Origin of the sequence: Rhodanobacter sp. A1T4, from assembly GCF_014207185.1 — a bacterium.
In the GTDB taxonomy this organism is placed as follows: Bacteria; Pseudomonadota; Gammaproteobacteria; order Xanthomonadales; family Rhodanobacteraceae; genus Rhodanobacter.
This window is the reverse complement of sequence record NZ_JACHCP010000004.1, coordinates 462,634-487,465: the sequence shown is the minus strand read 5'-3', so window position 1 is coordinate 487,465 and position 24,832 is coordinate 462,634. Positions and strand designations below refer to the sequence as shown.

The following is a 24,832-nucleotide window of genomic DNA, read 5'->3' as shown; positions in this document are numbered from 1 at the left end:
ACGACCGTGATCGCCTCGCATTCGCTCAAACGCTGGTATCTCATCCACAAGTGGAGCAGCCTGATTTGCACGGGGTTCCTGTTGCTGATCTGTCTGACCGGTTTGCCTTTGGTCTTTCGCGACGAGATCGATCAGTGGCTGCAGCCACATCACTATGTGACGCTGCCCGCGGACACACCCCAGGTCAGTCTCGACCGCCTGGCCACGGCAAGCCATCGTTTGTATCCTGGGGAAGTAATCGCCTCCATGTTCGCCGACGATGACGAACCACAAATCTATGTCTGGATGGCACCCTCGTTTGCGCAGATGCGCGCGCAACCCGAAACGATGCATTTCGTCCGCTTCGACGCACGCACGGGGGAGGTTCTGGAAACAACAAAGTCCGCGGCTGAGCAGCCAAAGACTTTCATCGACATCATGCTGGCCCTGCATACCGATCTATTCGTGGACTTGCCGGGCGAGCTCTTCCTTGGCTCGATGGCGTTGTTGTTTGTGTTGGCGATCGTGTCCGGCGTCGTGTTGTATGGCCCCTTCATGAAGAAGCTGGCGTTCGGCACGGTAAGAGCCGATCGCTCGTCACGTTTGAAGTGGCTGGACCTGCACAATCTGCTTGGCATCACCGTCATGGCGTGGACGCTGGTGGTCGGCGCAACAGGCGTGATGAACGAACTATCCACGCCGCTGTTCGCGCTGTGGCAACAGACCGACGTCAAAAGTCTGCTCGCGTCCTACCAGGGTACGTCGGCGCCACCGCAGATCGCTTTGCCATCCTTGCAGACGGCGTTGGAGACGGCCAGTCATGCGGTGCCAGGGATGACCGTGACCAGTGCGGTCTATCCCGGCAATCCGTTCGGCAGTCCTTATCACTATCTGTTCTGGGCCAAGGGCTCCAGCACGCTGACCTCGCGTTTGCTCACGCCCGTTCTGGTGGATGCGCGTTCGGGCAGGCTGAGTGCCGTCGTCAAGATGCCGTGGTATCTGCGCGCGCTGGAAGTATCGCGGCCGCTTCACTTCGGTGATTACGGTGGCCTTCCGCTGAAGATTCTCTGGGCGCTGCTGGATGTGATCACCATCGTGATCCTGATCAGCGGCCTGTATCTGTGGATTGCTCGGCGCAAGACACAGTCAGCACGCCTGGCGCGCATCATCGCTGTGCATCACGGTGACGACCAACAGCCTGCGGCGTCGCTGGTATGAACCCTACGCGATCTGCCGCACGTGGCTTGCGGCACACATGGACGATTCCTTTGCTGCTTGCCGTGATCACGATGCTGGGCTTGCTGTCCGCGTTGCTGGGTGAACAGCTCGGCTGGAAAGTGGTCGCATGGGTTGCATTGATGGTACCGGTCGCAACGTCGATCTGGTACGCGCGGTGGAAGCGAACGTAGCCCATCATCTCTTGCTTACGTTGTTCCACCGCTCTCGTCGCCATAGAACTTGACGCCCATGTGGATGCGCTCACGTCCCTGATCGCGTCGATGGCGATTGGTGTCACGTAACGAATAGACGCAGCCGCAGTATTCTTGCTGATAGAAGTGTTCGCGCTTACTGATCTCGATCATGCGCTGACTTCCGCCACCCTTGCGCCAGTTGTAATCCCAGTAGACGAGGCCACCGTAAGGTGCGGCGGCGCGGACGCCGCTATCGGTGATCTGCGCCATGTTTTTCCAGCGCGAAATGCTGAGCGAACTGGTAATGACGGGAAAGCCATGTTCATGGGCGTACAGCGCCGTTCGCTCAAAGCGCATGTCAAAGCACATCGTGCAACGGATGCCGCGCTCAGGCTCGTTCTCCATGCCTTTCGCACGCGCGAACCAGTTGTCGGTGTCGTAGTCGGCATCCACGAACGGGACACCGTGCTTGCTGGCAAAGCGGATATTTTCCTCCTTGCGCAGCAGATATTCCTTCAACGGATGGATATTGGGATTGTAGAAAAAGATCGTGTAGTCGATCCCCGATTCGAGGAACGCCTCCATCAACTCACCCGAACATGGCGCGCAGCACGAGTGCATCAGCAACTTGTCGCCGCCATTCGGTAAAACCAACGTCTCACGCACAGACTCGCTCATACGTCTTTCGCCACCAGCTTCACCACGCTGGAGAAGTCCAAGCCGCCATGGCCGGCACGGCTGTTCATTGCATACAGATTCCGCGCCAGCTCGCCCAGTGGAATCGAGGCTCCCACCGACATCGCCGCTTCGGCCGCCAGGCCCAGATCCTTCAACATGAGATCGTTGCCGAAGCCGCCGGTATAACCCCGCGATGCCGGTGCGTTCTCCAGCACACCCGGCCACGGATTGCATACTTCGGTGGCCCAGCTGCGGGCCGTACTCACCGCCATCATCTGCGACAACACCTTCGCATCCAGGCCATGTGAGACGCCCAATGCAAGGGCTTCGCCGGTGACTGCCATGATCACGCCAAGCGCCATGTTGTTGCACAGTTTGGCAACCTGGCCAGCACCGCTGCTGCCCACGTGAAAGATGTTCTTGCCCATATTGACGAGAATTGGCCGTGCGCGCTCCAGAGTTGTGGCCTCACCACCGACAATGAAGGTCAGAGTGCCCGCCGCTGCGCCCGCGGTACCGCCCGATACGGGAGCATCGATCATTGCCAGACCGTGTTTCGCCGCGGCTTCGGCGACTTTGCGCGCAGTGGCGGGAGCGATAGTGCTGCAATCAATCACCAGCGCATGGGCCGGAATGTGCGGGAGCAAACCGCTGCTCGCGTCCAGATACAGACCCTCGACATGGCGGCTGGCCGGCAACATCGAGATGACGATGTCGGCATCGACTACGGCGTCGATCGCACTGGTGGCGGCCACGCCGCCCGCTACGACAGCAGCGTCGACCGCCGCGGGCGTGAGATCGAAGACACGCAGTGCGTGGCCGGCCTTCAGAAGGTTGGCGGCCATGGGCGCACCCATGTTTCCCAGACCGATAAAAGCAATTCGGCTCATACGCTATCTCCTTGAATCCGTGTCATCGCCCAGGTTGGCCAGCGGATGTTCGCTGTCCGGCCAGGGTGCCAAAAAGAAATCATCGACCCAGGCATGCGATGCCTCGGCCAACGTTCCGGGGCGCCAATGTGGCTGACGGTCTTTGTCGATCAGCAAGGCACGGATGCCTTCGGCGAAATCACCGTGAGCAGCACACTGCAGCGACACCAGGTATTCAAGCCGGAACACGTCGGCCAATGGCATCGAGGTCGTCCGTCGTTGCAGTTCAAAGGCCAGCCGCGCCGAGCTGGGCGCACCGGCTGCCAGCGTCTGCTTGGCCGTCTCCAGCCACGGATCGTACTGGTCGATATTCGCAATCGCGGCGGCGATCAGTTCCAGCGCCTCGTGCGCGCAAACCTGCGCGACGAGTGTGCGATGGCGCTGGAGCGGACCGTCACCCGGCGTGCTCGCATGGTGTTTCAGCAAGCCACTAAGTTGGTTGTGGGTGGCAGCGGCATCATCCGACCATGGCATGTCGATCAAGGCGTCATAGACGGCGCTGCGTTGTTCTTCACGCAATGACCAATCGGCGAGGCCAGCATGGATCGCATCGCCGGCATTCAACGGCGCGCCCGTCAATGCCAGGAACAGACCTCCTCGGTCTGGCACGCGGTTCAACAGCCAGCTACCACCCACATCCGGATAAAGGCCGATGGTGATTTCCGGAAATGCCAGCTTCGAGCGCTCGGTGACCACGCGGTGACTAGCACCCGCCATCAGCCCGATGCCGCCACCCATCACGATGCCGTGGCCCCAGCACAAGAACGGCTTCGGATAGGTATGGATGCGGTAATCGAGGCGATATTCGACCGCGAAGAAGTTGCTTGCGTAGCTGTTGTCACGGATGTCGTGACTGCCACTGGCACGGTAATCGAGCATAGAGCGATAAAGACCATGCAGATCACCACCGGCACAGAATGCCTTCTCCCCCGCCCCCTGCAGCAGCACCATTACGATGGCAGCATCCGACGCCCACGCCTGCAGTTGCGCATCCAGCAAACGCGCCATCTCCAACGACAGGCCATTGAGCGTCTTGGGTGCGTTGAGGGTGGCAATGCCAATGCGTCGGCCATTGGCAGTCGCGCGCTCCTCGAAAAGGACGGGCGCCTCGGGCGCTTGGGGCATTTCTGAGATCATGCGTTCTTCCATTGCGGCGCACGTTTTTCGAGAAACGCCTGGACGCCTTCTTTCTGATCGGCGCTGTCGAACAGATCCACAAACGCCTCACGCTCCGCAACCAGCGCGGTGGCATGCGTTTGCGTGCGCGTGGCCTGTACCATTTTCTTGCACGCGGCGACGCTGGTCGGGCTCTGCTTTTCGGCCTGGCGGGCCCAGGCGATCGCGCGTGCCTTCGCTTCGCCTTTTGGCGCAACATCTTCGACCAGACCAATGCGCAAAGCCGTCGCAGCATCGACGCGCTCGCCCAGCAGAATCATGCGTTTGGCCCAACCCTCACCGACCAGGCGCGGCAGGTTCTGCGTGCCGCCGGCACAGGGCAGCAGACCGACACCGGCTTCCGGCAACGCCAGTTGTGCCTGCTCTTCGACGATGCGCAGATCGCAGGCCAGCGCGCATTCCAGTCCGCCGCCCATGGCATAGCCATTGATCGCGGCAATGCTTACGCCACGGAAGGCCGATAACGCTTCGAACGCTTCGCCGAACCGGCGTGCTGTCTCGCGTGCTAGCGCCTTGTCACCCTCGGCGAACTGTTTAAGGTCAGCACCCGCGGAAAAGAACTTCTCGCCTTCACCGGTGATGACCAACGCATAGACGCTGAGGTCCGCATCCAGGTCGCGAACCAGATCGCGCAACGCAGCGAGACTGTCGCGAGTCCAGGTGTTGGCGGGTGGATTGCTTAACGTGACCACGGCAACGTGACCGTCGATCTCCAGTGTCGATCCAGTGTAGTGCTTGCCTGCGTGACTCATCGCAATTCCTCATGGGTGTTGAGCAGGTGGCGCGCAATGATTACGCGCATGATTTCGTTGGTCCCTTCCAGAATCTGATGCACACGACAATCGCGCAGCAGCCGTTCAATGGGATATTCGCGAATGTAACCATAACCTCCGTGAATCTGCAGGGCCTCATTGCAGATGGCGAAGCCCGCATCGGTGGCAAACCGCTTGGCCATCGCGCACCATACGGTGGCATCGCTGGTGTGCGCATCGAGCTTGCGCGCAGCGGTATGCACCATCTGCCGAGCGGCGACCAGTTGCGTAGCCATATCCGCCAGCTTGAATTGCAACGCCTGGAACTCGGCCAGCTTCTTGCCGAATTGCTTGCGTTCGCCCATGTAACGGCGAGCCGCATCGAGCGCACCTTGCGCAGCGCCCAGCGAACAGGCCGCAATGTTGATACGGCCGCCATCGAGCCCCTTCATCGCTATCTTGAAACCGTCGCCCTCTTCGCCGAGAAGATGATCGGCGGGCACTCGGACGCCATCGAAGCTGACACTGCGCGTCGGTTGACTATGCCAGCCAAGTTTGTCTTCCTTACGCCCGTAGCCGATGCCTGGCGTATCGGAAGGCACCGCAAATGCACTGATGCCGTGTGCGCCGCTTTCGCCGGTGCGTGCCATCACCACCAGCACGTCGGTGACACCTGCACCTGAGATAAAAGCTTTGCTGCCGTTCACCACGTAGCTGTCGCCATCGCGTTCGGCTCGGGTTTTCAGCGATGCGGCGTCGGAACCCGCACCGGGTTCGGTCAGACAGTAGGACGCCAGTTTTTCGCCGCAAGCGAGTACCGGCCCCCATGCATTGCGCAACGTCGGTTGCGCGTGCGCGGTGAGCATCCAGGTCGCCATGTTGTGGATGCTGATGAATGCCGCGGTGGACGGATCGATGGCAGCCAGTTCCTCGAAGACGATAGCCGCATCCAGGCGCGTCAACCCCGATCCGCCAGCGGCTTCATCCACGTACAACCCGCAAAAGCCTAGCTCGCCGGCTTTGCTGATGGCCTCGCGCGGAAATTCGCTGTCCGCATCCCAATGCGCCGCATGGGGAGCGAACTCGGCCTGTGCGAAATCGTGTGCGGCTTCGCGAAAGGCCAGCTGCTCCTCGCTCAAATCCGTCGGTGACGACCGAGTTGCATGGATATCCATGACCGCCGTCGTCACTTCAGACTGATCGTGGTATTGACCCCGACATGCAAGCTGTCGTCGTCGAACCAACGCTGTGTCACCGTCTTGGTCTGCGTGTAGAACATAACGACTTGCTTGCCATACGGTCCGAGATCACCGAGCTTGGACGCGCGCGAGCCGGTGAAGGAAAACAGAGGCACCGGCACGGGGATCGGCACATTGATGCCGACCTGGCCGACGTCGATCTCTTCCTGAAACTTCCGGGCCGCCGCACCCGACTGCGTGAATACGGCCGTGCCGTTGCCGTTCGGGTTGGCGTTGACGATGTCGATGGCTTCATCAAGCGAATCGGCGGCCAGAATCACCAACACTGGACCGAAAATTTCCTCGTCGTAGATGCGCATTCCCGGTTTGACGCCGGAAAAGATGGTCGGTCCGACAAAGTTACCTTGTTCATAGCCGGGCACCTGCGGCTGGCGGCCGTCCAGTTCCAGTGTTGCACCCTGCTCGATGCCTGACGCGATGAAGGCCTCGACACGCTCGCGCGCCGCACAGGAAATCAACGGGCCGACATCGGTGCCGCTGGCGTTGCCCGCGTTGACCTTGAGCGTTTTTGCCTTGACCACCAGCTCGGGAATCCACGATTGCGCTTCACCCACCAAGACCGCAGTGGAAGCAGCCATGCACCGCTGCCCGGCGGCGCCGAACGCCGCACCAGCCATGGCATTGAGCGTCTGCTCCTTGTTGGCGTCCGGCAATACCACGGCATGATTCTTCGCACCCATCATGCACTGCACACGCTTGCCCGCCTGCGACGCACGGTGATAGACATGCGTACCGACTTTGGTGGAACCCACGAACGACACGGCCTTGATATCCGGGTGATCGCAAATGGCGTTGACGACGTCTTCGCCGCCGTGCACGACATTGAGCACGCCCTTCGGAATCCCGGCTTCCAGTGCCAGTTCAACCAGACGCATGGTCACCATCGGATCTTGTTCGGAAGGCTTCAGCACGAAGGTGTTGCCGGTGGCAATTGCCATCGGGAACATCCACAGCGGAATCATGGCGGGGAAGTTGAACGGTGTGATGCCGGCGCAAACGCCGATTGGCTGCAGCAATGTATAGGTATCGACACCGCCAGCCACATTGTTGGCCAGTTCGCCGAGTTGCAGGTTGCCGATGGCCGCCGCGTGCTCGACCACTTCCAGCCCGCGGAACACGTCTCCTTCGGCATCCGGCAAGGTCTTGCCCTGTTCGGCCGTGAGGATCGCGGCAAGTTCCTGCATGTGCTCGCGGATGAGCTGCTGGTACTTCAGGAAGATGCGAGCACGCGTGCCGATGGGTGTCTTGCGCCAGCTCTTGAATGCCTGTTTCGCCGCGGCGACGGCAGCATCCACTTCATCGATGGTGGCGAAGGGCACGCGTGCCAATACCGTTTGCGTGGCCGGATTGACGACGTTGCGCCATTGCTTGGAAGCCGATTCGACGAATGCGCCATCGATCAGCAGTTTGACGGTTGCGATATCAGTCGCAGCGTGGTCCAGCTTATTCATGTGTCCTGTCTCCATATCGCTCACCCGCGAGGAGGCATTGAGGAGCAGGACAAGACCAATCAGGACAGCACACAGCCGCGCCGAATCAGCTCGTCTGGTTGCCCACCGCAACGCCCGAGAAGGCCATCCCGAAGGATGTCCGCCATAGGCCGGTCTCCGGGCTTGCGAGCGATGCTCAAAGCATCACCCCGACACCTTCCCGCGACTATCGCAGTGGTTCTGAGTCGGGTTTTCTCGCTTACCGTTGCGGGGGCAGCGCCGGCCTGGGATGAATTCATCCGCACCGGCTTCCCGTTTCACCCTGCGCACCGGAATGGCGGCGGCAGGACACCTTTAGCCCAGTCAGTGTAGCGCGGTGCATCTTTCGAACATGTTGCGGTGCGCAAGCGTCAGCATCGATATGCAGGCATCCGTTGGAAAGTGAGTGACGCGCTGTCACTTGCCTGCAGCCATGTTTCACGGTGATCGCGTAGCGCTGCCAATGGAGGTCACGGACTGACTGTTCGAGAAATCCGGTTCACGAGACTTTTTGCCGCATCACACGTTGGACTCCGCTCGACGTTGATGTGCAATTATTTACGACTATGCGCCGCTCGTTGACGCAGGATTGGGAAGCCATGTCTCGTAAGTTGACGCATCAGCGGTTCGTCGCATGGCTGGCCATGGCCGCCATGTGGCTGACGATCGTGACACCGGTGGTGTCGCGAGCATTGCCTGATGCGCAATCCATGCCTGACTTGGGTGCGTGGTGTACCGGACATGGGCTTAGCGCCCATCACCCGTCGGCACCATCCGATCCGGCGCTACATGTCGACCATTGCGGTTACTGCACGCTGCTCGGCCACAGCCCGCTGCTGTCGAGCCATACCATCGTCTTTTCGACACCGACGCTGCCGGCAGCTTCGGTGCCACGGCTGTGGGCTTCCGGCGCAACTTACGTCGAACCGGTTCTCAGTGCCAATCCCCGCGGTCCACCGACGCTTCGCCACGGCTGATCCCGCGGATCGCGCGTCGCCGTTGTGCACGCGTCGATCGTTATTGCTCCACAAGGCATTCGTCAAGACCGGTGCGCATAAACCGTGCGCGCGCTGTCGGCCGTCTATGCCCCGTGATGCCTGCCTAACTTGATTGCTGCCGCCACCGCGGCGCGTCATAGACCGGAAGTTATTCATGCGATTTTCTCCTTCGAACAGTGCATTCATCGCACTGCCGCTTGTTTTGCTCTTTCCTTGCTTTGCGACGGCGCAGGGCGCGACGGATGACGCATACACGTCACCATCGACTACCGCCAAGACACTCAAAGCCGTTGAGGTGAATGGGGTGAAGCCAGCTTCGCCGCCGTTCGATCCCAACATACCCGCGGCAGTCGAAACCATCAGCGCGGCGCAGTTGCACGATCTCAACATCGTCAATGCCGAGGACTCACTGAAGTACATGCCGGCTATGGGCATACGCAAACGTTTCATCGGCGATGAAAACGCCACGTTTGCGGTGCGAGGCACCGGCAATTCGCAAAGCTCCCGTGGCTTGGTGTATCTGGATGGTTTGTTGCTGAGCGATTTTTCGAACAACGCGTTCAGCACGCCGCCACGCTGGTCGATGGTGTTTACCGATCATCTGGCACGGGTCGATGTGTTGTATGGCGCCTACTCGGCGCTGTATCCAGGCAACGCGATCGGTGCCACGGTGCTGATGACCACCCGCATGCCAGACAAACTGGAACTGTCGGCGCAGACGCAACTGTTCACCCAGCATGTCGACAACGACGGCGTCGACGGCAACTACGGCGGTAGCCGCAACAGCGTCACGCTAGGTGACCGCGTGGGCAAGCTGTCGTTTCTGGTGGGATTTGCGCATCTGCAAAGCAACGGTCAGCCACTGGTATTCGCCACACAGAACCTCTCAGGCACCGCAGCCAGCACGGCGGTCCCAGTCACCGGCGCGCTCACCGATGTCGGCCCGAATGGTCAACCGCGAACCACCGTGGGCATCAATAGCGAAGGGCAGGAAGCCACCTCACAGGATCAGGCCAATCTCAAGCTCACTTACGACTTCACCCCGGACCTGCGAGGTGGACTGGACATCGGCTATTGGAGCCAGGATCTCAGCCACCGAACAGAGAGCTACCTTCGCGATGCTAGCGGCCAGACGGTGCTGGCGGGAACGGTGGCGATCGATGGCCAGCAATACGTCATACCGGCCGGCTTTTTTGCGCCGAGCACGCGCCGCAGTGAAAACTATCTCTACGGCATATCACTGGGTACGCACCGCGAGAGCGGCTGGAACGTACAGGCGCAGGCATCCTACTTCGATCGCGACAAGAGCCAGGATCGCTCCGCAAGCAGTGCGCTGACGAACGACGGTCCAGGTCAGATCACGCTAGGTGACGGCAGCCGCTGGCGTACGTTCGACCTGCGCAGCAGCTACCGTCCCGATCAGATCGATGCTGGCAGCCATTGGGTCAGTATGGGCTATCACTACGATGGCTATGCGCTGGTCAACAACACCTTTGCCCTGGGCCAGTGGATTGACGGACACGCCGATGCGTCAATCAGCGCAACCGGGGGCAGCACCCAAACCCAGGCAATCTATCTGCAGGATGCCTGGCAGCTGAGTGCCCGTTGGCAGCTCACTTACGGAGCACGCTACGAGCAATGGCGAGCCTTCGATGGCTTCATCAGCAAAACGAACGGCGCGACAACGAGCTACGCTGCGCTGCTGCCGCGCAAAGAGAAACATCTGTCGCCAAAGGCCTCGCTCGCCTTCCAACTGGACGATGCATGGCTGCTGCGATTGTCTGGTGCACGCGCGTATCGGTTTCCGACGGTGGGCGAATTGTTCCAGGGATCATTCAGTGGCTTGAGTCTGGTCAACAACAATCCCTACCTCAAACCGGAAAACGATCTCTCCCGAGAACTTTCTGCCGAATGGACGACTGCGCGTGGCCTGACTCGCTTTTCGCTCTACCGCAGCGACACCCGCGATACGCTTTTCAATCAGACTGACTACAGCGTATTTCCCACGGTCACCAATGTGCAGAATGTGGGACTAGTGCGCACCCGTGGTGCGGAAGTCAGTTATCAGGGCCAGGGCGTGCTATTCGACCGTCTGGATCTGACGGCCAACGGTGCGTATACGCAAGCCACCACCGTGAGCGATCCGCAAAACCCGACCGCCGAGGGCAAGCAGTTCTATCGCGTGCCTCGATGGCGCGCCAATGTGATTGGCACCTGGCACAGCAGTGAGAGTACGTCGCTGACCCTGGCCGGACGTTATTCCAGCCGCCAATACAACACGCTCAACCACAGTGATATCAACCCCGATACTTTCGGTGGCGTCAGCGATTTTCTGACGTGGGATACCAGCTTCAACTGGACGGTGAATGCGCACTGGAATGTCGGCGTCGGCGTGGACAATCTCACCAATCGTCGCTACTACGTTTATTACCCGTATCCGTCGCGCACCATCTATGTCAAAGCCGAGGTGCATCTGTGAATGCCATACGTGCAATGGCCGACCTTCCCAAGGCGACCACGATGACGCGGCGACAGCAGATTTACCGCCTGATCTGGCGTTGGCATTTCTATGCCGGCCTGTTCTGTCTGCCGTTTATCGTGTGGCTATCGATCACAGGGATGATCTACCTGTTCAAGCCGCAGATCGAACCACTGCTGGAACGACAGTATGCCCACGTCACCAGCGGCACACCGCAGCCAGCATCTGCTCAGGTCCTCGCCGCACTGAAAGCGGTACCCGGCGGGGTGCTGAACGCCTACGAGTTGCCTACCTCACGCGACGCGGCGACACGCGTTTTGGTCGGTAAAGGCCCGGAAATCATTCGCGTGTTTGTCGATCCGTCCAGCCTTCGCGTGTTGCATGTTGTGGGTGAGAGCGATCGCTTCATGCGGGTAATTTTCTATTTGCATGGCGAGCTGCTTCTAGGCACAGCAGGCTCGATGCTGGTGGAACTGGCAGCCTCGTGGACCATCCTGATGCTGTTGAGTGGACTCTACCTATGGTGGCCTCGAACGCGCCGCCTCGGCGGCGTGCTGTATCCACGTTTGCGCCACGGCTCGCGCACGTTCTGGCGCGATATGCATGCGGTAACCGGCGTCTGGGTGTCGTGCTTCGCACTGTTTCTGCTGGTGTCGGGGCTACCGTGGAGCAAATCCTGGGGCGGCATGCTGCATACACTGCGGCAGACTTATGCCAGCACCGTTACCGCACAAGACTGGAGCATCGGCAGCGCACACGACCGGGCGATCGCCGCCCTGCAAAATGCTCCTGCACGAGCGCCTTCCATGCCGGGCATGACCATGCCGGGCGATGCTGATGGGGGACCTATCGGTATGGACTACTCGGCACTTGATCGCCTGATGCCGACAGTCACTGCACAAAATCTGGCGCCACCGATTCTGATTTCACCACCGTCCAAATTCGCACCCACACGGGCCGCGCGTTCCGATGCAGGGAATCGCCCATTGCGTATTGATCTTGTACTCGATGGTGCTACCGGCACCATGGTCAGTCGCACCGCGTTCTCCCAGCGCCCACTGCTCGACCGGATCATCGGCTACGGCGTGGCCATCCACGAGGGCCAGCTGTTTCCACCGCTCAACCAGATCCTGGGCGTGTTCACCGCGCTCGGCATGATCATGCTGTCCACAAGCGCTGTCGTGCTCTGGTGGCGGCGCAGGCCCACCGGCTCGATCGGCGCCCTACCCGCGCATGCTGGCGTGCGCTATCCGTTCGTCATGATCGGCCTACTGGTCTTACTTGGCCTGTTACTGCCACTGCTGGGAGCGACGATGGTGATCGTCCTCCTGCTCGAACGCCTGGTACTTAATCGATTTGCGACAGCACGACAGTTCCTGGGACTCGCCTCGGCGTCAAACCTGCCTGATGACTGAGGAAGTTAAGTAAAAAGACGCTGGACGACCTTTGATGCCACCCGATGCAGATCGAGTGATTGGGACATATGCCGCATGAAAAATGATGACCACTTCCACGGACGAAATGTCAGGGCGCATGCTGGCTATGCTCGAACTGCAAAGCCAGCGACTTGCCCACAGGAATTGACTGCCATTGTTCCGTAAGCTCCAGAATTCTCTTGCGCACGGCATCAATGTCATCAGCTTCTAACGCCAAAGGCTTACATTGACGAGCTCTACAAGTGACTTGATACAAGTCGAACATGTCTGTCGGGGAGCTGCTCCAGCCTGACCAGCCATCAGCTTGAAATACCTCGACGAGGCGCTCCACTCCATCGCTCTCAGACTCAGCCTCCATATGGAATGAGGCTGCCTCACCATCAAGAATGCGACCGATAAAACCCCGCTTATGGAGCGTATGCTCGACAGCGTAGTGAACCATGTCATGAGGAATGATGCCTTGCTTGGGGCATTCAATACTTTCAGCAAGATCGGTAAGGGAGTCATCTCTGATCACTTCCATCTTGTCGTGTTTTCCGGATCCTTTCGTAAAGATGAGTTGCATGATATGCGCCCGAACGCTGGAGTTAAGCGGCGGCGAAGCCGTCCGCCTTGAGCGAGTAAAAAGAGACTTCCTCCCCTTTCGGCCTCGAGGGCCATGATGGTGATGCTGATCAACCGTCACTCGAAGAGGAAGTCTCCATGAACACTATAACCATCGGCGTGGATTTGGCGAAGAGCGTGTTTTCGGTGTGCGAGATGGACGACAGCGGGCATGTACTGCGCCGCCGGGATCTCAAGCGGGATGCCTTTGCGGCGTGGCTGGCACAGGTGCCGGCGGGCACGGTCGTGGCGATGGAGGCATGCAGCGGTGCGCACCATTGAGGCCGGTGTTGCCTGGAGTTCGGCTTGCAGCCACGCTTGATGGCGGCACAGTTCGTCACGCCGTTTCGCAAGAATCGCACCGCGAAGAACGACCGCAACGATGCCGAGGCGATCGCCACTGCGGCCCGCCAAGGTAATATGCGCTTCGTGCCGGTCAAAACCATCGATCAACAAGCGCGGTTGTCATGGCATCGGGTGCGCGAGGGTTACAAGGTCGAGTCGTTGGCGATCGGCAACCGCCTGCGCGGATTGCTGGCCGAATTCGGCATCGTGGTGGCGAAAAGCGATCATGCCCTGCGCCGTGTCTTGGCCGACCTGGATCAGCAGACGGCATTGCCTTCTGAGATGCGCGAGCTGCTGCGCAACCTCAGCGCACACTGGGGGCAGGTCCGCACCGCGTGCAGTGCACGCATCGACGCCCATGCGCGGGCGGACGAGCGGTGTGTGCGGCTGCGCGCGATGGTCGGGGTCGGTGCGATCACCGCCGATGCGGCGATCGCTACGCTGGGCGATGCCAAGGAATTTCGCAACGGCCGACAGGTCAGCGCGTGGCTGGGTTTGGTGCCGACGCAGCATTCCAGTGGCGGCCATGCTCGCTTGGGTGCAATCAGCTGTCGTGGCGATGGCTACCTGCGCACGCTGCTGATCCAGGGAGCCCGCAGCAACCTGCAGCGGGCCAAAGCGGTCAGCGTGGATAAGTCCACGCCCGAGCAGATATGGATACGCCAGCTGGCCTGTCGGATGCCGTTCGGCAAAGTGCTGGTGGCCATTGCCAACAAACACGCCCGGCAGCTGTGGGCGATGCTGGCCCATGACGAAACCTACGATGCCGACGCGTGGCTGAAGCACCCGACTGGGTGGCCTCGGGCCATGGTGCAGCGCCCGGCCGGCAAACACGCCATCACGATGAGCACCGCGGCGTAACCAGGCGACACGTTTCATCCGTTCAACGTCAGCGCGAAGAGGTAGCAACGGGTCAGACCCACCCGGAGAGAACCTGACTAACATTCTGGACGTCTAAACGTGTCTGGTTGATCGCCAGACACCGACGACACCGCTGAACGAGCGAGGTCTCCGGGCGCGGTTTATACCCAGGTCCGCGTCAGCACCATCGATGCAACAAGACCGTTTACGGAAATGCAGTCTGGCAACGTTCAACGCCAAACGCACTGACACGCACGACGCAACATAGAGGGCAAAATGATGGCCAGCGAAAGCCTGAAAGCTCAAGGCAAGAGCATCAAGCGGGCGGTATTGACGGGAAGTCTCTTACGGAATTGTTAGGCCCTTAGAGTAGTTAGCACATATGCCAGTGAGACGTTTGCTGCAGCCATGCGCCATTTACATACTTGAAGGGATAGGAGAAACCTTGGCCGCAATTGAGTCCGTTGTGCTCGTACGGATCTATCGTGCCTTCAACCAGAGCTGTATCTCCAACAATCTGAAGTTTATTGATTTCGATGTAGTTGGAGAAAGGTACCTTGGAGGATGCGGGAACCTCTGAAGGCGTGACGACTTTACGTACAGAGGCAAGCGCCTCACGCGCTCGCGGATCTATTGACGTTGGAACGACGTAGGTGAATTCGCTGGTTCGGCGCCCTTCGATGTAGAGCACCGCAGTGTGCATGAACGCTACATAGTTCGGATCAGGACGAATGTGAGAACCAGCGCATGCGCCAATGAGTAGACAAAGGCAGATTGCAATAGCTACTTTCATATGAGCCTAACGCTGGGGTTAAGCGGCGGCGGCCTTGAACGAGTAGTTAGGTACCAGATGCGCACGACTGCTTAGATACCGAAACCACTATGTCATCACTACCACCTTGGAAGCTATACCGTCGCTCAATAATGTAGCCATCGGCAAGAATTTCCTTTGCTTGTGGGTCGCGATTGCACACCCAGTCTTTTAGCTGGTGATCTAGAGTGACCTCGGTATCTTGACGGTCTTTGGGTCCATCCAACCCTTGGGCGACCGAATACCCAAACGTAACTGTGCTGCCAGCACCAGATATTGATTCAAGTTCAGTTATGTCGTTAACCCGATTAGGTAGCCTTGAATGCGAAGCAATCGTTTGAGCGATTTGATCCGCTGAGAAAGGAGTCGCTCTTTTGTGGTGCTGATACACGGTGAAGAGAATCACCGCACATAGCGCAGCTGCTGACCATTTGATGATTGTTGACATATTCGTTGATTTCGCTATCTAAACCTAACGCTGAAATTAAGCGGCGACGGAGCCGTCCGCCTTGAACAAGTAGTTAGGCACCTACTCGATATTTAGCTGCTATTTCGGCTCGCCAATCTCGTAACCAACGCTGACAATGGGTTCGCCAAATCGAGCTGAGCACATGACATCATAGTGTTTCGTGCCTACACGCCAACTACCGTAGAAACTCATCACACTCTCGCCAAGCGTGCTTAGCATAGACGGCGTCCAGTCTGTGGGCATAACCTTCTTTGCTAGAAAATAAGCACGTGTCTTCTCTTTACATGCGCCTTCCAGGCCTGACTCCGTCCAGATGCGTTGCCTCGCCAAAAGTGTGAGCACAACCGCAATCGATAGCACGACAAGGATAGGAAAAATTGAACGCCTCATGGAGCCGGCGTATGTCGGCTGGATCCGGCGGTTCATTCTGGCCAACGACAAGCACCGTGTACGAAACATGCGTGCGGCTGGCCGCAGACAATCAACGCAGCGGAAACGCCTCAATGAAACTGATCACTCGCCGGCACCCATGAACTGGATGACGATGACGCGGGATGCGCCAGCTTCACCGGCAGAATGATCGACGCACAGCCGGGCGGTGGTGGGCCACCGCTGACGCGGGCGGTGGCGCATTCGGCGTCGTTATTCAGTTGGATGGGCGCGCTGGCGACGGATGCCGTGCTGCTTGCTGGTGCCGGGGGCACGACTGGATTGGCTGGCGCCAGGTGCATGCGGTCGTAAACCTTGTCGGCGACCGGTGCGGGCGGTGGATCGCCATTGCCGCAGCTCAGGAGCGCCATCGGCAGCAGTGGCGTAAGTGCGCACTTGATGCGCAGACCGCGTGGCAGATTGAAGGTGTGCGTAGCGGTGGTTTTTTCCACTGCATGACGCAGCGCCGTGTCGACTGAGCTTTCGCCGAGCGGGGTCCAGTCTTTGTCGAAACGTGTGGCCTTGTAGCCGATATTGGGTGTGCCGTGATCCATGATCTTGGTATCGCCGTGCGGCGTCACCTGCACATAGCTGCCGATCTCGCCCTGCTTGTCGCCTTGTGCTGCGCCCGCCTCAGCCGTGGTGCCGATCTGGCCGGTATCGGATTTGCCGCCCTCGTTGCTCTTGCCGCTGGCCTTGGCTGACTGGTCGGCACCGTGCCCCTGCGCTGACGACAGCGGCGAGCCCTGCTTGCCGTTGTTATCCGGTGCATTGACGACGCCATTGGATTCCCCTGGGGTAGCGGTGTCGCTGCCCTGTGGCGTGGCGTTCGGCGCAGTGCTGACATCGCGATCGCTGCTGAGCTGATTCGAACTTGCGCTCGGACTGGTGCTGGCTGATTTCGCGTCGGCTGCTTTTGCCGTCGTGTCCGACTTCCTCGGCGATTCGGCAGTCTGGCTGGCACTGGATGGCTGAGCAGTCGCCTGAGTTGCATCAGTAACCGCCGGCTGCGTGTTTAGCTCAGGTCTTTGTATGGACGTCTGGACGGCTGATGCCGATGCCTTGTCGGCGACGTTGATTTTCACCGTCGGTGCGATCGACGGCACGTTCGGCTTTGTCATGGGTGACACAGGCACGGCTTCGAGCTGGGCTTCAACTGGTTCGACGGTAGGTGCCTGCACCTGCGGCAGCTCGCGCGGAACGCTGGGGGCAGGCACGCTCACGGATGACTTGAGGTTCACTGTCGGCGCGGGCTGCGCCGGTAACGGGACGGCCTGCAGCTCAGGCACGGGCGGTGCAGCAGGCATCTCGGCACGAACCGGTGTCACGCTGGGCGGCGCGCTGGATTTTGGCATCACGCTGGTCAGGGCAATAACGGGCTTGTCGATAGCCGGCATGGCCTGTGCCGGCACATCCGGCAGCGCCAGCGAGGCGGGTGGCGGCATCGGCTGATTGCCTTCGGCCTGCGGCGCACGCACCGGCTCGGGCTGGAATTTGGGCGGCACCGGCGGCTGCATGGTAGGTGTAGCGAGAACCACCACCGGCGGCGCACCAGACACCGGAATCGGCTGCAACTGTGGCATTGGCGCAGGCTTGGGCAAGCTCACCGGCGGCTTCGGCGCAGCAACCGGCTTGGGGTTGGGCGCACTGGTTCTTGCGACCTGTGCCATGACCGGTGGCGCCGTGGCGGGACTCGCCTGCGCGATGGCCATCGTTGACGGCTCGCTGGTGCGTTGAGCGATGTTGGCAAGCTGGCTGGCATGACCTTTGTGCCTTGGGCCTTTTTCCCTCGGCGGCGTACCACGCACGGGCGGCGGCGGTGGCGGTTCGGGCGCGTCGATCAGGCGAACATGCAGCGCCACTATTTTGGGCTCGGGCGGCAACAAGGGTTCATACACTGGCCCGAGTACGAAGCTCAGCAAAAACAAAATATGTACCAGCAGCGCACCAACGAAGCCGAGTACGCGCCGCCAGCGTTCGCTTGGCGACTGGCGGGTGAGCCGGCGGCGAAAAATGACGCGGGTGGACATGGCCAGCGGCGAATCCATCAAGACCCGCGCAGGACGACTGGCGGGATCGCCGACGGCAGAGGGATCGGTGGGCGGCAAAGGCATGCGGCCAGTGTAACGGCGACCCAGGCTTTCGCCGATAGCTCAGGGCTTACGTCTCAAGGCTTGCCCGCTGCCGCCTTGGCGCGATCGCTCTTCTCCGCATCGATCGAACGATTGGGCGTGTCGACCAGGCAACCGTAGGCCAACGGTTTCTCGGCGCGGTACATCGCGATACACGCTTCGATGGTCGGCGGCGTCGGTGGGTGCGGATCTTTCGCCAGCGGTTGTGACGGTGCCATGCTCAGGCGCTCGTCACCATCTTTCTTCGACGGCGGCGGCGGCGGATCACCACCGCAGCCACCGGCCAGCATGGCCAGCGAAATGCTGCAGTGGATGCGTACCCCCCTGGGCAAGTTGATGGTATGCGACACGGTGGTGGCATCGACGGCTTTCTGCAGACCGTCATCCACCGTGCTGCCCTTGTGCCAGTACTTGTCGAAGCGCGTTGGCGTGTATTTGATCGGCGTGGTGTGCTGCATGACCTTGTCGCTGTCCGTCGGCATGCGCTGCACATAATCCGCGGCGGGCGCGGGTGGCGTACTGGATGCCGCGGCGGGCAATAGCGGCTGGCCGTTATTATCGAAAAGCTTCGGCGGCGGCGCATCGGCAGGCTTGGTCTCAGGCAGCTGCACGGTCATCGCATCCTTCGACACTGGCTCCGATGCTGCGACGACACGTGGAGCGATGACACGCGGACGCGGCGCGGCCGTTTTTTGCGGCGGCGGTGGTGGTGGTACCGGCATGGTGGGTGGTGGCGGCGCGGCGATTGGCGAGCTGCGTGGAATAAAGCGGATTTCGATGGCGTCGTCTTGCCGTTGCGGCGTGACCAGAGCCACGTACGCGGGACGCATCTGGCGCCAGATCACCCAACCGAACAGCACGTGTAGGAGTATAGCGACAGTCACCGCCAGCCATAGCCGTCGGGAATCGCGTGGCGGTTCGCGCCAACGCAATTGTCGCAACATCGCGCGCGTTGGCTCGTCCAGCAGGGTCAGTCCGTGAACGGGCTGATCGGCGGCGGGCGACGTCCAGCGATGATGCTCGACCTGCGGCGGATGAACGATGACGGTGCCTCAAGAATGAGTTGACGGCAAAGCATGCTGCATGGCGCTTGAACCGTGGGGGACTGACCAGGCCTGTGGCCTGAAAGATTCGGGCGCCCATTGCAGACCACGGGATATGGCCACGGTTCCCCGCACTGCAGCTTGACCCCAACAGGCGTTGGCTCAAGGCTGGGTAGCGGCGTATCTCGCCGCCCCGCCATGACCGCCCTCAGCGCATCTTTCCCATGCGTGTTCAGGGGGACGACCGTGACGGCCCGCCATTCGTCGCCTGATGCGACCCCGTGCGGCATGGCCTCATGCCGACGCGCCGTCGCATCATCTCAAGGAGGGCTGCATCGTGCCGCATACTTCAGAACACATCCGTACCGAAAATATCACTGGCAAGACCGCAGATGCCAAAGGCACCCGCACCGAACAGATCCGCAATATCGCGCTCGCCGGTCACGCCGGCGCGGGCAAGACCCTATTGCTTGAAGCGTTGTTGCTGGCCGGTGGCGCGATCCAAACGGCAGGTAGCATCGATCGCGGCAACACGGTGTCCGATACCGACAGCCAGGAAAAAGCGCGCGCCCATTCGATCGACAGCTGCGTCGCACACCTCGATCACGGCGGCTGCCATCTCAACCTGATCGATACCGCCGGCCATGCCGAATTTTTCGGCGCCACGCTATCCGCACTGGCTGCCGTGGAAACCGTGGCAGTGGTGGTCAATGCAATCAACGGTATCGAGCATGGCACCCGCGAGCTGATGAAACACGCGCGCGAACGCGGACTGGCCCGACTGCTGGTGATCAACAAGATCGATTTCGACGGTGCCGACCTGCGCGCATTGGTCGAGGCACTCCGCGAGGAGTTTGGCAGCGAATGCCTGCCGGTGAACCTGCCCGCTGGCCACGGCAAGCGTGTACTGGACTGCTTCTTTCACAGTGAAGGCAGCAGCGATTTTTCATCGCTGGCTGAAGCGCATCAGCGCATCCTCGATCAAGTGGTGGAGATCAACGAAGCCACGATGGGCCAGTACCTCGAGTCGGGCGAAGCGGCACTCACGCCACGGCAGTTGCACGATGCGTTCGAGCAGTGTCTGCGCGAAGGCCATCTGGTGCCGATCTGTTTCGTCAGCGCACGAACCGGTGCAGGCATACACGAACTACTGGAGCTGGCGGCTCGACTCCTGCCGAATCCGGCCGAGGGGAATCCACCGCCTTTTGTTGGCGGCGATGGCGAACCGCTGGTGATCGATGCCAACCCGTCCAGCCATGTGATCGCCGACGTGTTCAAGATCGTCAACGATCCGTTCATGGGCAAGCTCGGCATCTTCCGCGTGTGGCAGGGCACGATCCGCCGCGACAGCCAGTTGCTGATCGATGACGGTCGCAAGCCTTTCAAGGTCAACCATCTGTTTCGCGTACAGGGCAAAACGTATACCGAGATCGACGTGGCCATGCCAGGTGATATTGCCGCCGTGGCCAAGGTCGAGGACATCCACTTCGATGCGGTGCTGCACGACTCGCACGACGAAGACCGCATCACGTTGGCGCCACCGACGTTTCCATCGCCGACCTATTGCCTGGCACTGGAGACCAAACCCAAGGGACAGGAGCAGAAACTGGCGGTTGCGCTCGCACGGTTGATCGAGGAGGAACCTTGTTTCAGCGTCGAACATCACAAGGCACCCAACGCCACGGTGGTACGCGGTCTTTCGGAGTTGCATCTGCGCGTGATGCTGGAGCGCGTGCGGGAACGCTATGGCGTCGAGGTAACGACGCATCCGTTGGACATGAGCACGGCTTGAAAGCGTGGCTTCACAAGCGTTTTGACGGCTGGATGTTGAATGAAAAGCGCCGCATGGAACAGCGCGGCGAAACGAGCTTTTTCAACTCTACCTGCTCAAAGATGTCGGTGGCGGCGATGGCCGTTCAAATCCTGCTTGCTCATACCCCTCTCCAAAGGGGCGGACATCAGCTACGTCGAGCCCGGCATGCGCTGCGCGTGAGCGGCAACGCAGGTCTGTTCAAGCCGGCTGCGTTTTCGACTTGAGCAAGGTGCCGGTGCACTTCGGTGAACCGCACAGACACTTCCACAATTTTTTCAGCCGCGCCGTGTGTGGCACTTCCAGCACGATGCCGTAGTCGTAGGTCAACTCTTCACCGGGCTTGATGCGGCGGATGGTTTCGATCACTACTTTGTCCTTGCGCGGATTGCCGCTGGGGCTTTCCTCGACCAGCGCGCGGCAGTTCGGCTCGCAGCTGTGATTGATCCACCGCGCCCCGTTGCCTTTCTGGTTCGCGTCGATGATGTATTCGTCGTTGAGCGTAAACAGAAACGTATGGCCGGTCTCGCCACCATCACCGTACAGATCGTCGGCCTCGTCATTGGTCAGCAACTTGCCCTTGTACTGGATCACTTCCTCGCCCTTGGCCAGGGTTTCGACGGCGAAAACACCGTTGCCATGGATGGGCGAGCGACGGGCGATGATGCGACGTGTCATGAAGGGTCTGCCGGTAATGGGGAAAATGGCGATGATGCCTGCTGCACCGCGCCATGGGAACTACCGGCCTGCGTCTCGGCTGCGCCAAAACGTTCGCGCAAAGTGACACAGCACTTTTCCGAGTTCCTGCTAATATTCAAACAATCGTTTGAGATGATTCCGATGAAACGACTGCTACGCGGCTCTTTTCTGCTTTTGTTGACGGCCGGGCTGGTTGCCTGCGGGCCGCCGAAGAAGAGTGTGTTCCCGCCCACGGTAAGCATTCAGCAGCTCAAGCTGTTGCCCGACGGCGAGTGGCAGCTGACTGTGCGCATCCAGAACAACAGCTATGGCGAGATGGACTTCAAGTCGCTCGACGGCCAGCTGCAGGTCGCAGAACTGGTTCCGGTTCGACTACACGCAGCGTTCGAGCTGGACGTCCCTGCACTGGTTGGCGATGTGATCACGATCGAGGTGCTGCCCACAGCGCAAATGGTGAAGACGCTGCAAGCGGTCAACGCCAAAGGCAGCGCCGGCTCGCTGGCTTATCGTGTCACCGGCAGCGCCAATGCCAAGCCCGAACAGGAAAAGCAGACGCGCGATTTCGATTTCTCCGGCAACGACTTTCTCTCGCCTGCACCGGGCATACCCAACACTTTTCGCTGATCGCCTTCCTTCATTACGACACCGCTTTCATAAAACCTCGCTCTCATAAAACACTTTCACACGACGCCCTTTCGACCAAGGAATCACCATGACTGCTTACAAGGCTCCGCTCGACGATCTGCGTTTCACCCTCTTCGACGTGCTGGACGCCGAGAAGACGCTTACCGCCCTGAGCGGCGGCGAAGCGCACAGCCGCGATCTGTTCGACGCCGTGCTGGAAGAAGCGGGCCGCCTCAGCGAACAGCTGCTGGCGCCCACTAACGGACCCGCCGACCAGGAAGGCTGCCACTTCGACAAGGCCACCCAGACAGTGACCACGCCGAAGGGCTTCAAGGAAGCGTTCAAGCAGTTCGCCGATGGCGGCTGGACTGGACTAACCAACCCCGAGGAATATGGCGGCCAAGCGCTGCCTGCCGTGCTGGGCACCGCTACCACCGAGATTTTCCAGTCCGGCAACCTGGCCTGGAGCCTGTATCCGCTGCTGTCGGAGGGCTCGACCCACGCGATGGAAATGCACGGTGAAGAATGGCAGCGCCAGCTGTACATGAAGCCGATCGTCGAAGGTCGCTGGACCGGCACCATGTGCCTGACCGAGCCGCAGGCCGGTTCCGACCTGGGCATGATCAAGACGCGCGCCGAGCCGGGCGAAAAGTCCGGCGAGCACGACACCTACAAGATCAGCGGCACCAAGATCTTCATCAGCGCCGGCGAGCACGATCTCACCGAGAATATCGTGCATCTGGTGCTGGCTCGCCTGCCCGACGCGCCGGCCGGCAGCCGTGGTATCTCGATGTTCATCGTGCCGAAATTCAAGGTCAACGCGGACGGTTCGCTCGGCGAGCGCAACGCCGTAGCCGCCGGCTCGATCGAGCACAAGATGGGCATCCACGCCTGCTCCACCTGTGTGATGAACTTCGACAATGCCGAAGGTTTCTTGATCGGTAAGCCGCACAAGGGCCTGGCCGCGATGTTCACCATGATGAATGCTGCACGCCTCTCCGTCGGCGTACAGGGCCTGGCACTGGCCGAACGCGCGCTGCAGAACAGCCTCAATTATGCCCGTGAGCGCCTGCAGTCGCGCGCGCTCTCCGGCCCCAAGTTCCCCGACAAGGTCGCCGACAACCTGCTGGTGCAGCCGGACGTGCGCCGCATGCTGCTGACCCAGCGTGCCTTCGTGGAAGGCTCGCGTGCACTGCTGCTGTATACCGCATTGCAGACTGACGTCGAGGCACGCGCCACCGATGAGGCCGTGCGCAAGAAGGCCGGCGAGCTGGTGGCTTTCCTGATTCCGATCGCCAAGGGTGTGGTTACCGAACTGGCGCAGGAGTGCACCAAGGAAGCGCTGCAGGTGTATGGCGGCCACGGTTTCATCGCCGAGAATGGCATGGAGCAGTTCGTCCGCGACGCACGCATCATCACCTTGTACGAAGGCACCACCGGCATCCAGGCGGCGGACCTGCTCGGTCGCAAGATTCTCCAGCTGCAGGGCGTGGGCTTGAAGCACTTCCTCGAAGAGATCAGCGCGTTCTGCCAAAAGCAGAGTGGCAACGAAGCACTGCGCTCGCTGATCGGCCCGCTCGCCATTGCCACCAAGCAGTGGGGCGACCTCACAATGAAACTCGCCCAGCGCGTGCAGACCAACCCGGAAGAACTCGGCGCCGCGGCGAACGACTACCTCTTCTACTCCGGCTACGTGGCCATCGCCTATCTACTGGCCAAAGGTGTGGCCGCTGCGGAAACCAGCACGCAGTCCGAGGCCTTCAAGCAAGCCAAGCGCGACACCGCCAGCTTCTACTTCGCCCGCCTGCTGCCGCGTTGCCTGATGCATCAGGCCGTGATCGAAGCAGGCATTGCGTCGGTGCCCGAAATCGCTTGAGTCATGGCGACATAACCGCTAAGCCAAAAGCCCGGGGGTCATGCCCGGGCTTTTTATTAGTTGAGTTCGCGAGACCATTTCAGGAACCTGCGTCACAAATTGTCAGCAGAGACTCCGCTTTGAACCAATGTGCCGAACTTGGTCAGTTCTGGCTCCAAGAGTGGCAACGTACTGACCACGGACACTACTTGTCACCAAGGAAAGTCTTACGAAAAACGGTTGCTGATCTGCATATACTGCTGGATCAACGCCTCATGCGCGCCGTCCAGGTCCAGCAGTTCCCTAGCCGTAGCGGCCTGTAGCGCCACCGCGTCGGGCTCAGTCACAGCGGGCGCTGCTGCCGCCTTTTCCGTTCGAGCTGCTGGCGCAGCCGGCGTACTGAATTGGGCCAGCTCGGCCTCAAGCAAATAGGTGATGTCGTAGGCTGATTCGTTCATGCGACAAGCAAAGCAATAGGCTTGCCAACCACCACCTAGCCAGTACATCTGACGACTTTTTCAGTGTGTTATTGTGTGGCACGGGGCAACCCGTTGATCGAAACGCTGACACCGGCGGCCAAACAC

At 60.3% G+C, this 24,832-nt stretch carries 21 protein-coding genes, 2 pseudogenes and 1 riboswitch; of the genes and pseudogenes, 10 read left to right on the top strand and 13 right to left on the bottom strand.

The window, feature by feature from the left end; all coding sequences use genetic code 11:
- Positions 1 to 6 precede the first annotated feature (6 nt).
- Both HDE80_RS10815 and HDE80_RS10810 read left to right on the top strand, forming a co-directional pair.
- On the top strand, positions 7 to 1,197 hold the full coding sequence (locus tag HDE80_RS10815; RefSeq protein ID WP_184600785.1) for a PepSY-associated TM helix domain-containing protein: 1,191 nt from the start codon (positions 7 to 9) through the stop codon (positions 1,195 to 1,197).
- On the top strand, positions 1,194 to 1,388 hold the full coding sequence (locus tag HDE80_RS10810) for a hypothetical protein (RefSeq protein ID WP_184670689.1): 195 nt from the start codon (positions 1,194 to 1,196) through the stop codon (positions 1,386 to 1,388). The genes HDE80_RS10815 and HDE80_RS10810 overlap by 4 nt, the downstream gene beginning before the upstream one ends.
- Positions 1,389 to 1,403: 15 nt before the next feature.
- Here HDE80_RS10810 and HDE80_RS10805 read toward each other — a convergent pair whose 3' ends face one another.
- From HDE80_RS10805 to HDE80_RS10780, 6 genes are read right to left on the bottom strand one after another with little or no spacing between them, the layout of a single operon-like run.
- Positions 1,404 to 2,069 carry an epoxyqueuosine reductase QueH gene (locus tag HDE80_RS10805; protein ID WP_184670687.1) on the bottom strand — a complete coding sequence of 222 codons (666 nt, stop codon included), beginning with the start codon at positions 2,067 to 2,069 and terminating at the stop codon, positions 1,404 to 1,406.
- On the bottom strand, positions 2,066 to 2,959 hold the full coding sequence (mmsB, locus tag HDE80_RS10800) for a 3-hydroxyisobutyrate dehydrogenase (protein WP_184670685.1): 894 nt from the start codon (positions 2,957 to 2,959) through the stop codon (positions 2,066 to 2,068). The genes HDE80_RS10805 and mmsB overlap by 4 nt, the downstream gene beginning before the upstream one ends.
- Positions 2,960 to 2,962: 3 nt before the next feature.
- Complete coding sequence (locus HDE80_RS10795; RefSeq protein ID WP_184670683.1) at positions 2,963 to 4,135, bottom strand: enoyl-CoA hydratase/isomerase family protein; 1,173 nt, start codon at positions 4,133 to 4,135, stop codon at positions 2,963 to 2,965.
- A complete protein-coding gene (locus tag HDE80_RS10790; protein ID WP_184670681.1) occupies positions 4,132 to 4,926 on the bottom strand; it encodes an enoyl-CoA hydratase in 795 nt (264 codons plus the stop codon). Before HDE80_RS10790 ends, HDE80_RS10795 begins: the two co-directional genes overlap by 4 nt.
- Positions 4,923 to 6,101 carry an acyl-CoA dehydrogenase family protein gene (locus HDE80_RS10785; RefSeq protein WP_184670679.1) on the bottom strand — a complete coding sequence of 393 codons (1,179 nt, stop codon included), beginning with the start codon at positions 6,099 to 6,101 and terminating at the stop codon, positions 4,923 to 4,925. Before HDE80_RS10785 ends, HDE80_RS10790 begins: the two co-directional genes overlap by 4 nt.
- 11 nt (positions 6,102 to 6,112) lie before the next feature.
- The gene (locus HDE80_RS10780) at positions 6,113 to 7,636 is read right to left on the bottom strand and encodes a CoA-acylating methylmalonate-semialdehyde dehydrogenase (protein ID WP_184670677.1); all 1,524 of its coding nucleotides are present in this window, start codon (positions 7,634 to 7,636) and stop codon (positions 6,113 to 6,115) included.
- A 129-nt stretch (positions 7,637 to 7,765) separates the two neighbouring features.
- A riboswitch (cobalamin riboswitch) is annotated at positions 7,766 to 7,986 on the bottom strand.
- A 267-nt stretch (positions 7,987 to 8,253) separates the two neighbouring features.
- On the opposite strand from HDE80_RS10780, the gene HDE80_RS10775 reads away from it, so the two are divergent.
- The 3 genes from HDE80_RS10775 (at position 8,254) to HDE80_RS10765 (ending at position 12,546) form a co-directional block, all read left to right on the top strand.
- Positions 8,254 to 8,631, top strand: a complete 378-nt coding sequence (locus HDE80_RS10775; protein WP_184670675.1) for a DUF2946 domain-containing protein — start codon at positions 8,254 to 8,256, stop codon at positions 8,629 to 8,631.
- 175 nt (positions 8,632 to 8,806) lie between these two features.
- A complete protein-coding gene (locus HDE80_RS10770; protein WP_184670673.1) occupies positions 8,807 to 11,131 on the top strand; it encodes a TonB-dependent receptor in 2,325 nt (774 codons plus the stop codon).
- Complete coding sequence (locus HDE80_RS10765; protein ID WP_221437511.1) at positions 11,128 to 12,546, top strand: PepSY domain-containing protein; 1,419 nt, start codon at positions 11,128 to 11,130, stop codon at positions 12,544 to 12,546. Before HDE80_RS10770 ends, HDE80_RS10765 begins: the two co-directional genes overlap by 4 nt.
- 109 nt (positions 12,547 to 12,655) lie before the next feature.
- Here HDE80_RS10765 and HDE80_RS10760 read toward each other — a convergent pair whose 3' ends face one another.
- Positions 12,656 to 13,132, bottom strand: a complete 477-nt coding sequence (locus tag HDE80_RS10760; protein WP_184670671.1) for a hypothetical protein — start codon at positions 13,130 to 13,132, stop codon at positions 12,656 to 12,658.
- Positions 13,133 to 13,269: 137 nt separating this feature from the next.
- Here HDE80_RS10760 and HDE80_RS10755 point away from each other — a divergent pair.
- Positions 13,270 to 14,376 (top strand): annotated as a pseudogene (locus tag HDE80_RS10755) (IS110 family transposase).
- Positions 14,377 to 14,749: 373 nt separating this feature from the next.
- Here HDE80_RS10755 and HDE80_RS10750 read toward each other — a convergent pair.
- From HDE80_RS10750 to HDE80_RS10735, 4 genes are all read right to left on the bottom strand, one after another.
- Positions 14,750 to 15,169, bottom strand: coding sequence for a hypothetical protein (locus HDE80_RS10750; protein WP_184670669.1), 420 nt, complete (start codon positions 15,167 to 15,169; stop codon positions 14,750 to 14,752).
- A 46-nt stretch (positions 15,170 to 15,215) separates the two neighbouring features.
- Entirely contained in the window at positions 15,216 to 15,635 is a 420-nt protein-coding gene (locus tag HDE80_RS10745) for a hypothetical protein (RefSeq protein ID WP_184670667.1), read from the bottom strand.
- Positions 15,636 to 16,156: 521 nt separating this feature from the next.
- A complete protein-coding gene (locus tag HDE80_RS10740; RefSeq protein ID WP_255483700.1) occupies positions 16,157 to 18,199 on the bottom strand; it encodes a hypothetical protein in 2,043 nt (680 codons plus the stop codon).
- 53 nt (positions 18,200 to 18,252) lie between these two features.
- Positions 18,253 to 19,161 carry a hypothetical protein gene (locus HDE80_RS10735; protein WP_184670665.1) on the bottom strand — a complete coding sequence of 303 codons (909 nt, stop codon included), beginning with the start codon at positions 19,159 to 19,161 and terminating at the stop codon, positions 18,253 to 18,255.
- 472 nt (positions 19,162 to 19,633) lie between these two features.
- Here HDE80_RS10735 and HDE80_RS10730 point away from each other — a divergent pair.
- Positions 19,634 to 21,031, top strand: a pseudogene (locus tag HDE80_RS10730) (GTP-binding protein); the annotation flags it as partial.
- A gap of 17 nt (positions 21,032 to 21,048) precedes the next feature.
- A complete protein-coding gene (locus tag HDE80_RS10725) occupies positions 21,049 to 21,297 on the top strand; it encodes a hypothetical protein (protein ID WP_184670662.1) in 249 nt (82 codons plus the stop codon).
- Here HDE80_RS10725 and HDE80_RS10720 read toward each other — a convergent pair.
- Positions 21,272 to 21,748 (bottom strand): SET domain-containing protein-lysine N-methyltransferase, encoded by a 477-nt coding sequence (locus HDE80_RS10720; protein WP_184670660.1) that lies wholly within the window; start codon positions 21,746 to 21,748, stop codon positions 21,272 to 21,274. The genes HDE80_RS10725 and HDE80_RS10720 overlap by 26 nt on opposite strands.
- Before the next feature lie 162 nt (positions 21,749 to 21,910).
- On the opposite strand from HDE80_RS10720, the gene HDE80_RS10715 reads away from it, so the two are divergent.
- Together HDE80_RS10715 and HDE80_RS10710 are read left to right on the top strand one after the other, a co-directional pair.
- Positions 21,911 to 22,393 carry a hypothetical protein gene (locus tag HDE80_RS10715; RefSeq protein WP_184670658.1) on the top strand — a complete coding sequence of 161 codons (483 nt, stop codon included), beginning with the start codon at positions 21,911 to 21,913 and terminating at the stop codon, positions 22,391 to 22,393.
- An 88-nt stretch (positions 22,394 to 22,481) separates the two neighbouring features.
- On the top strand, positions 22,482 to 24,269 hold the full coding sequence (locus HDE80_RS10710) for an acyl-CoA dehydrogenase C-terminal domain-containing protein (protein WP_184670656.1): 1,788 nt from the start codon (positions 22,482 to 22,484) through the stop codon (positions 24,267 to 24,269).
- 206 nt (positions 24,270 to 24,475) lie between these two features.
- Here HDE80_RS10710 and HDE80_RS10705 read toward each other — a convergent pair whose 3' ends face one another.
- The gene (locus HDE80_RS10705) at positions 24,476 to 24,706 is read right to left on the bottom strand and encodes a hypothetical protein (RefSeq protein ID WP_184670654.1); all 231 of its coding nucleotides are present in this window, start codon (positions 24,704 to 24,706) and stop codon (positions 24,476 to 24,478) included.
- Positions 24,707 to 24,832 lie beyond the last annotated feature (126 nt).

Excerpts from the sequence above, each read along its gene's own strand:
- HDE80_RS10775 (WP_184670675.1), top strand. The coding sequence starts at position 8,254 with ATGTCTCGTAAGTTGACGCATCAGCGGTTCGTCGCATGGCTGGCCATG.
- HDE80_RS10750 (WP_184670669.1), bottom strand. The coding sequence starts at position 15,169 with ATGAAAGTAGCTATTGCAATCTGCCTTTGTCTACTCATTGGCGCATGC.
- HDE80_RS10795 (WP_184670683.1), bottom strand. The coding sequence starts at position 4,135 with ATGATCTCAGAAATGCCCCAAGCGCCCGAGGCGCCCGTCCTTTTCGAG.
- HDE80_RS10710 (WP_184670656.1), top strand. The coding sequence starts at position 22,482 with ATGACTGCTTACAAGGCTCCGCTCGACGATCTGCGTTTCACCCTCTTC.
- HDE80_RS10720 (WP_184670660.1), bottom strand. The coding sequence starts at position 21,748 with ATGACACGTCGCATCATCGCCCGTCGCTCGCCCATCCATGGCAACGGT.
- HDE80_RS10770 (WP_184670673.1), top strand. The coding sequence starts at position 8,807 with ATGCGATTTTCTCCTTCGAACAGTGCATTCATCGCACTGCCGCTTGTT.
- HDE80_RS10740 (WP_255483700.1), bottom strand. The coding sequence starts at position 18,199 with ATGCCTTTGCCGCCCACCGATCCCTCTGCCGTCGGCGATCCCGCCAGT.
- HDE80_RS10805 (WP_184670687.1), bottom strand. The coding sequence starts at position 2,069 with ATGAGCGAGTCTGTGCGTGAGACGTTGGTTTTACCGAATGGCGGCGAC.
- mmsB (WP_184670685.1), bottom strand. The coding sequence starts at position 2,959 with ATGAGCCGAATTGCTTTTATCGGTCTGGGAAACATGGGTGCGCCCATG.
- HDE80_RS10745 (WP_184670667.1), bottom strand. The coding sequence starts at position 15,635 with ATGTCAACAATCATCAAATGGTCAGCAGCTGCGCTATGTGCGGTGATT.
- HDE80_RS10810 (WP_184670689.1), top strand. The coding sequence starts at position 1,194 with ATGAACCCTACGCGATCTGCCGCACGTGGCTTGCGGCACACATGGACG.
- HDE80_RS10790 (WP_184670681.1), bottom strand. The coding sequence starts at position 4,926 with ATGAGTCACGCAGGCAAGCACTACACTGGATCGACACTGGAGATCGAC.
- HDE80_RS10715 (WP_184670658.1), top strand. The coding sequence starts at position 21,911 with ATGAAACGACTGCTACGCGGCTCTTTTCTGCTTTTGTTGACGGCCGGG.
- HDE80_RS10780 (WP_184670677.1), bottom strand. The coding sequence starts at position 7,636 with ATGAATAAGCTGGACCACGCTGCGACTGATATCGCAACCGTCAAACTG.
- HDE80_RS10760 (WP_184670671.1), bottom strand. The coding sequence starts at position 13,132 with ATGCAACTCATCTTTACGAAAGGATCCGGAAAACACGACAAGATGGAA.
- HDE80_RS10785 (WP_184670679.1), bottom strand. The coding sequence starts at position 6,101 with ATGGATATCCATGCAACTCGGTCGTCACCGACGGATTTGAGCGAGGAG.
- HDE80_RS10705 (WP_184670654.1), bottom strand. The coding sequence starts at position 24,706 with ATGAACGAATCAGCCTACGACATCACCTATTTGCTTGAGGCCGAGCTG.
- HDE80_RS10735 (WP_184670665.1), bottom strand. The coding sequence starts at position 19,161 with ATGTTGCGACAATTGCGTTGGCGCGAACCGCCACGCGATTCCCGACGG.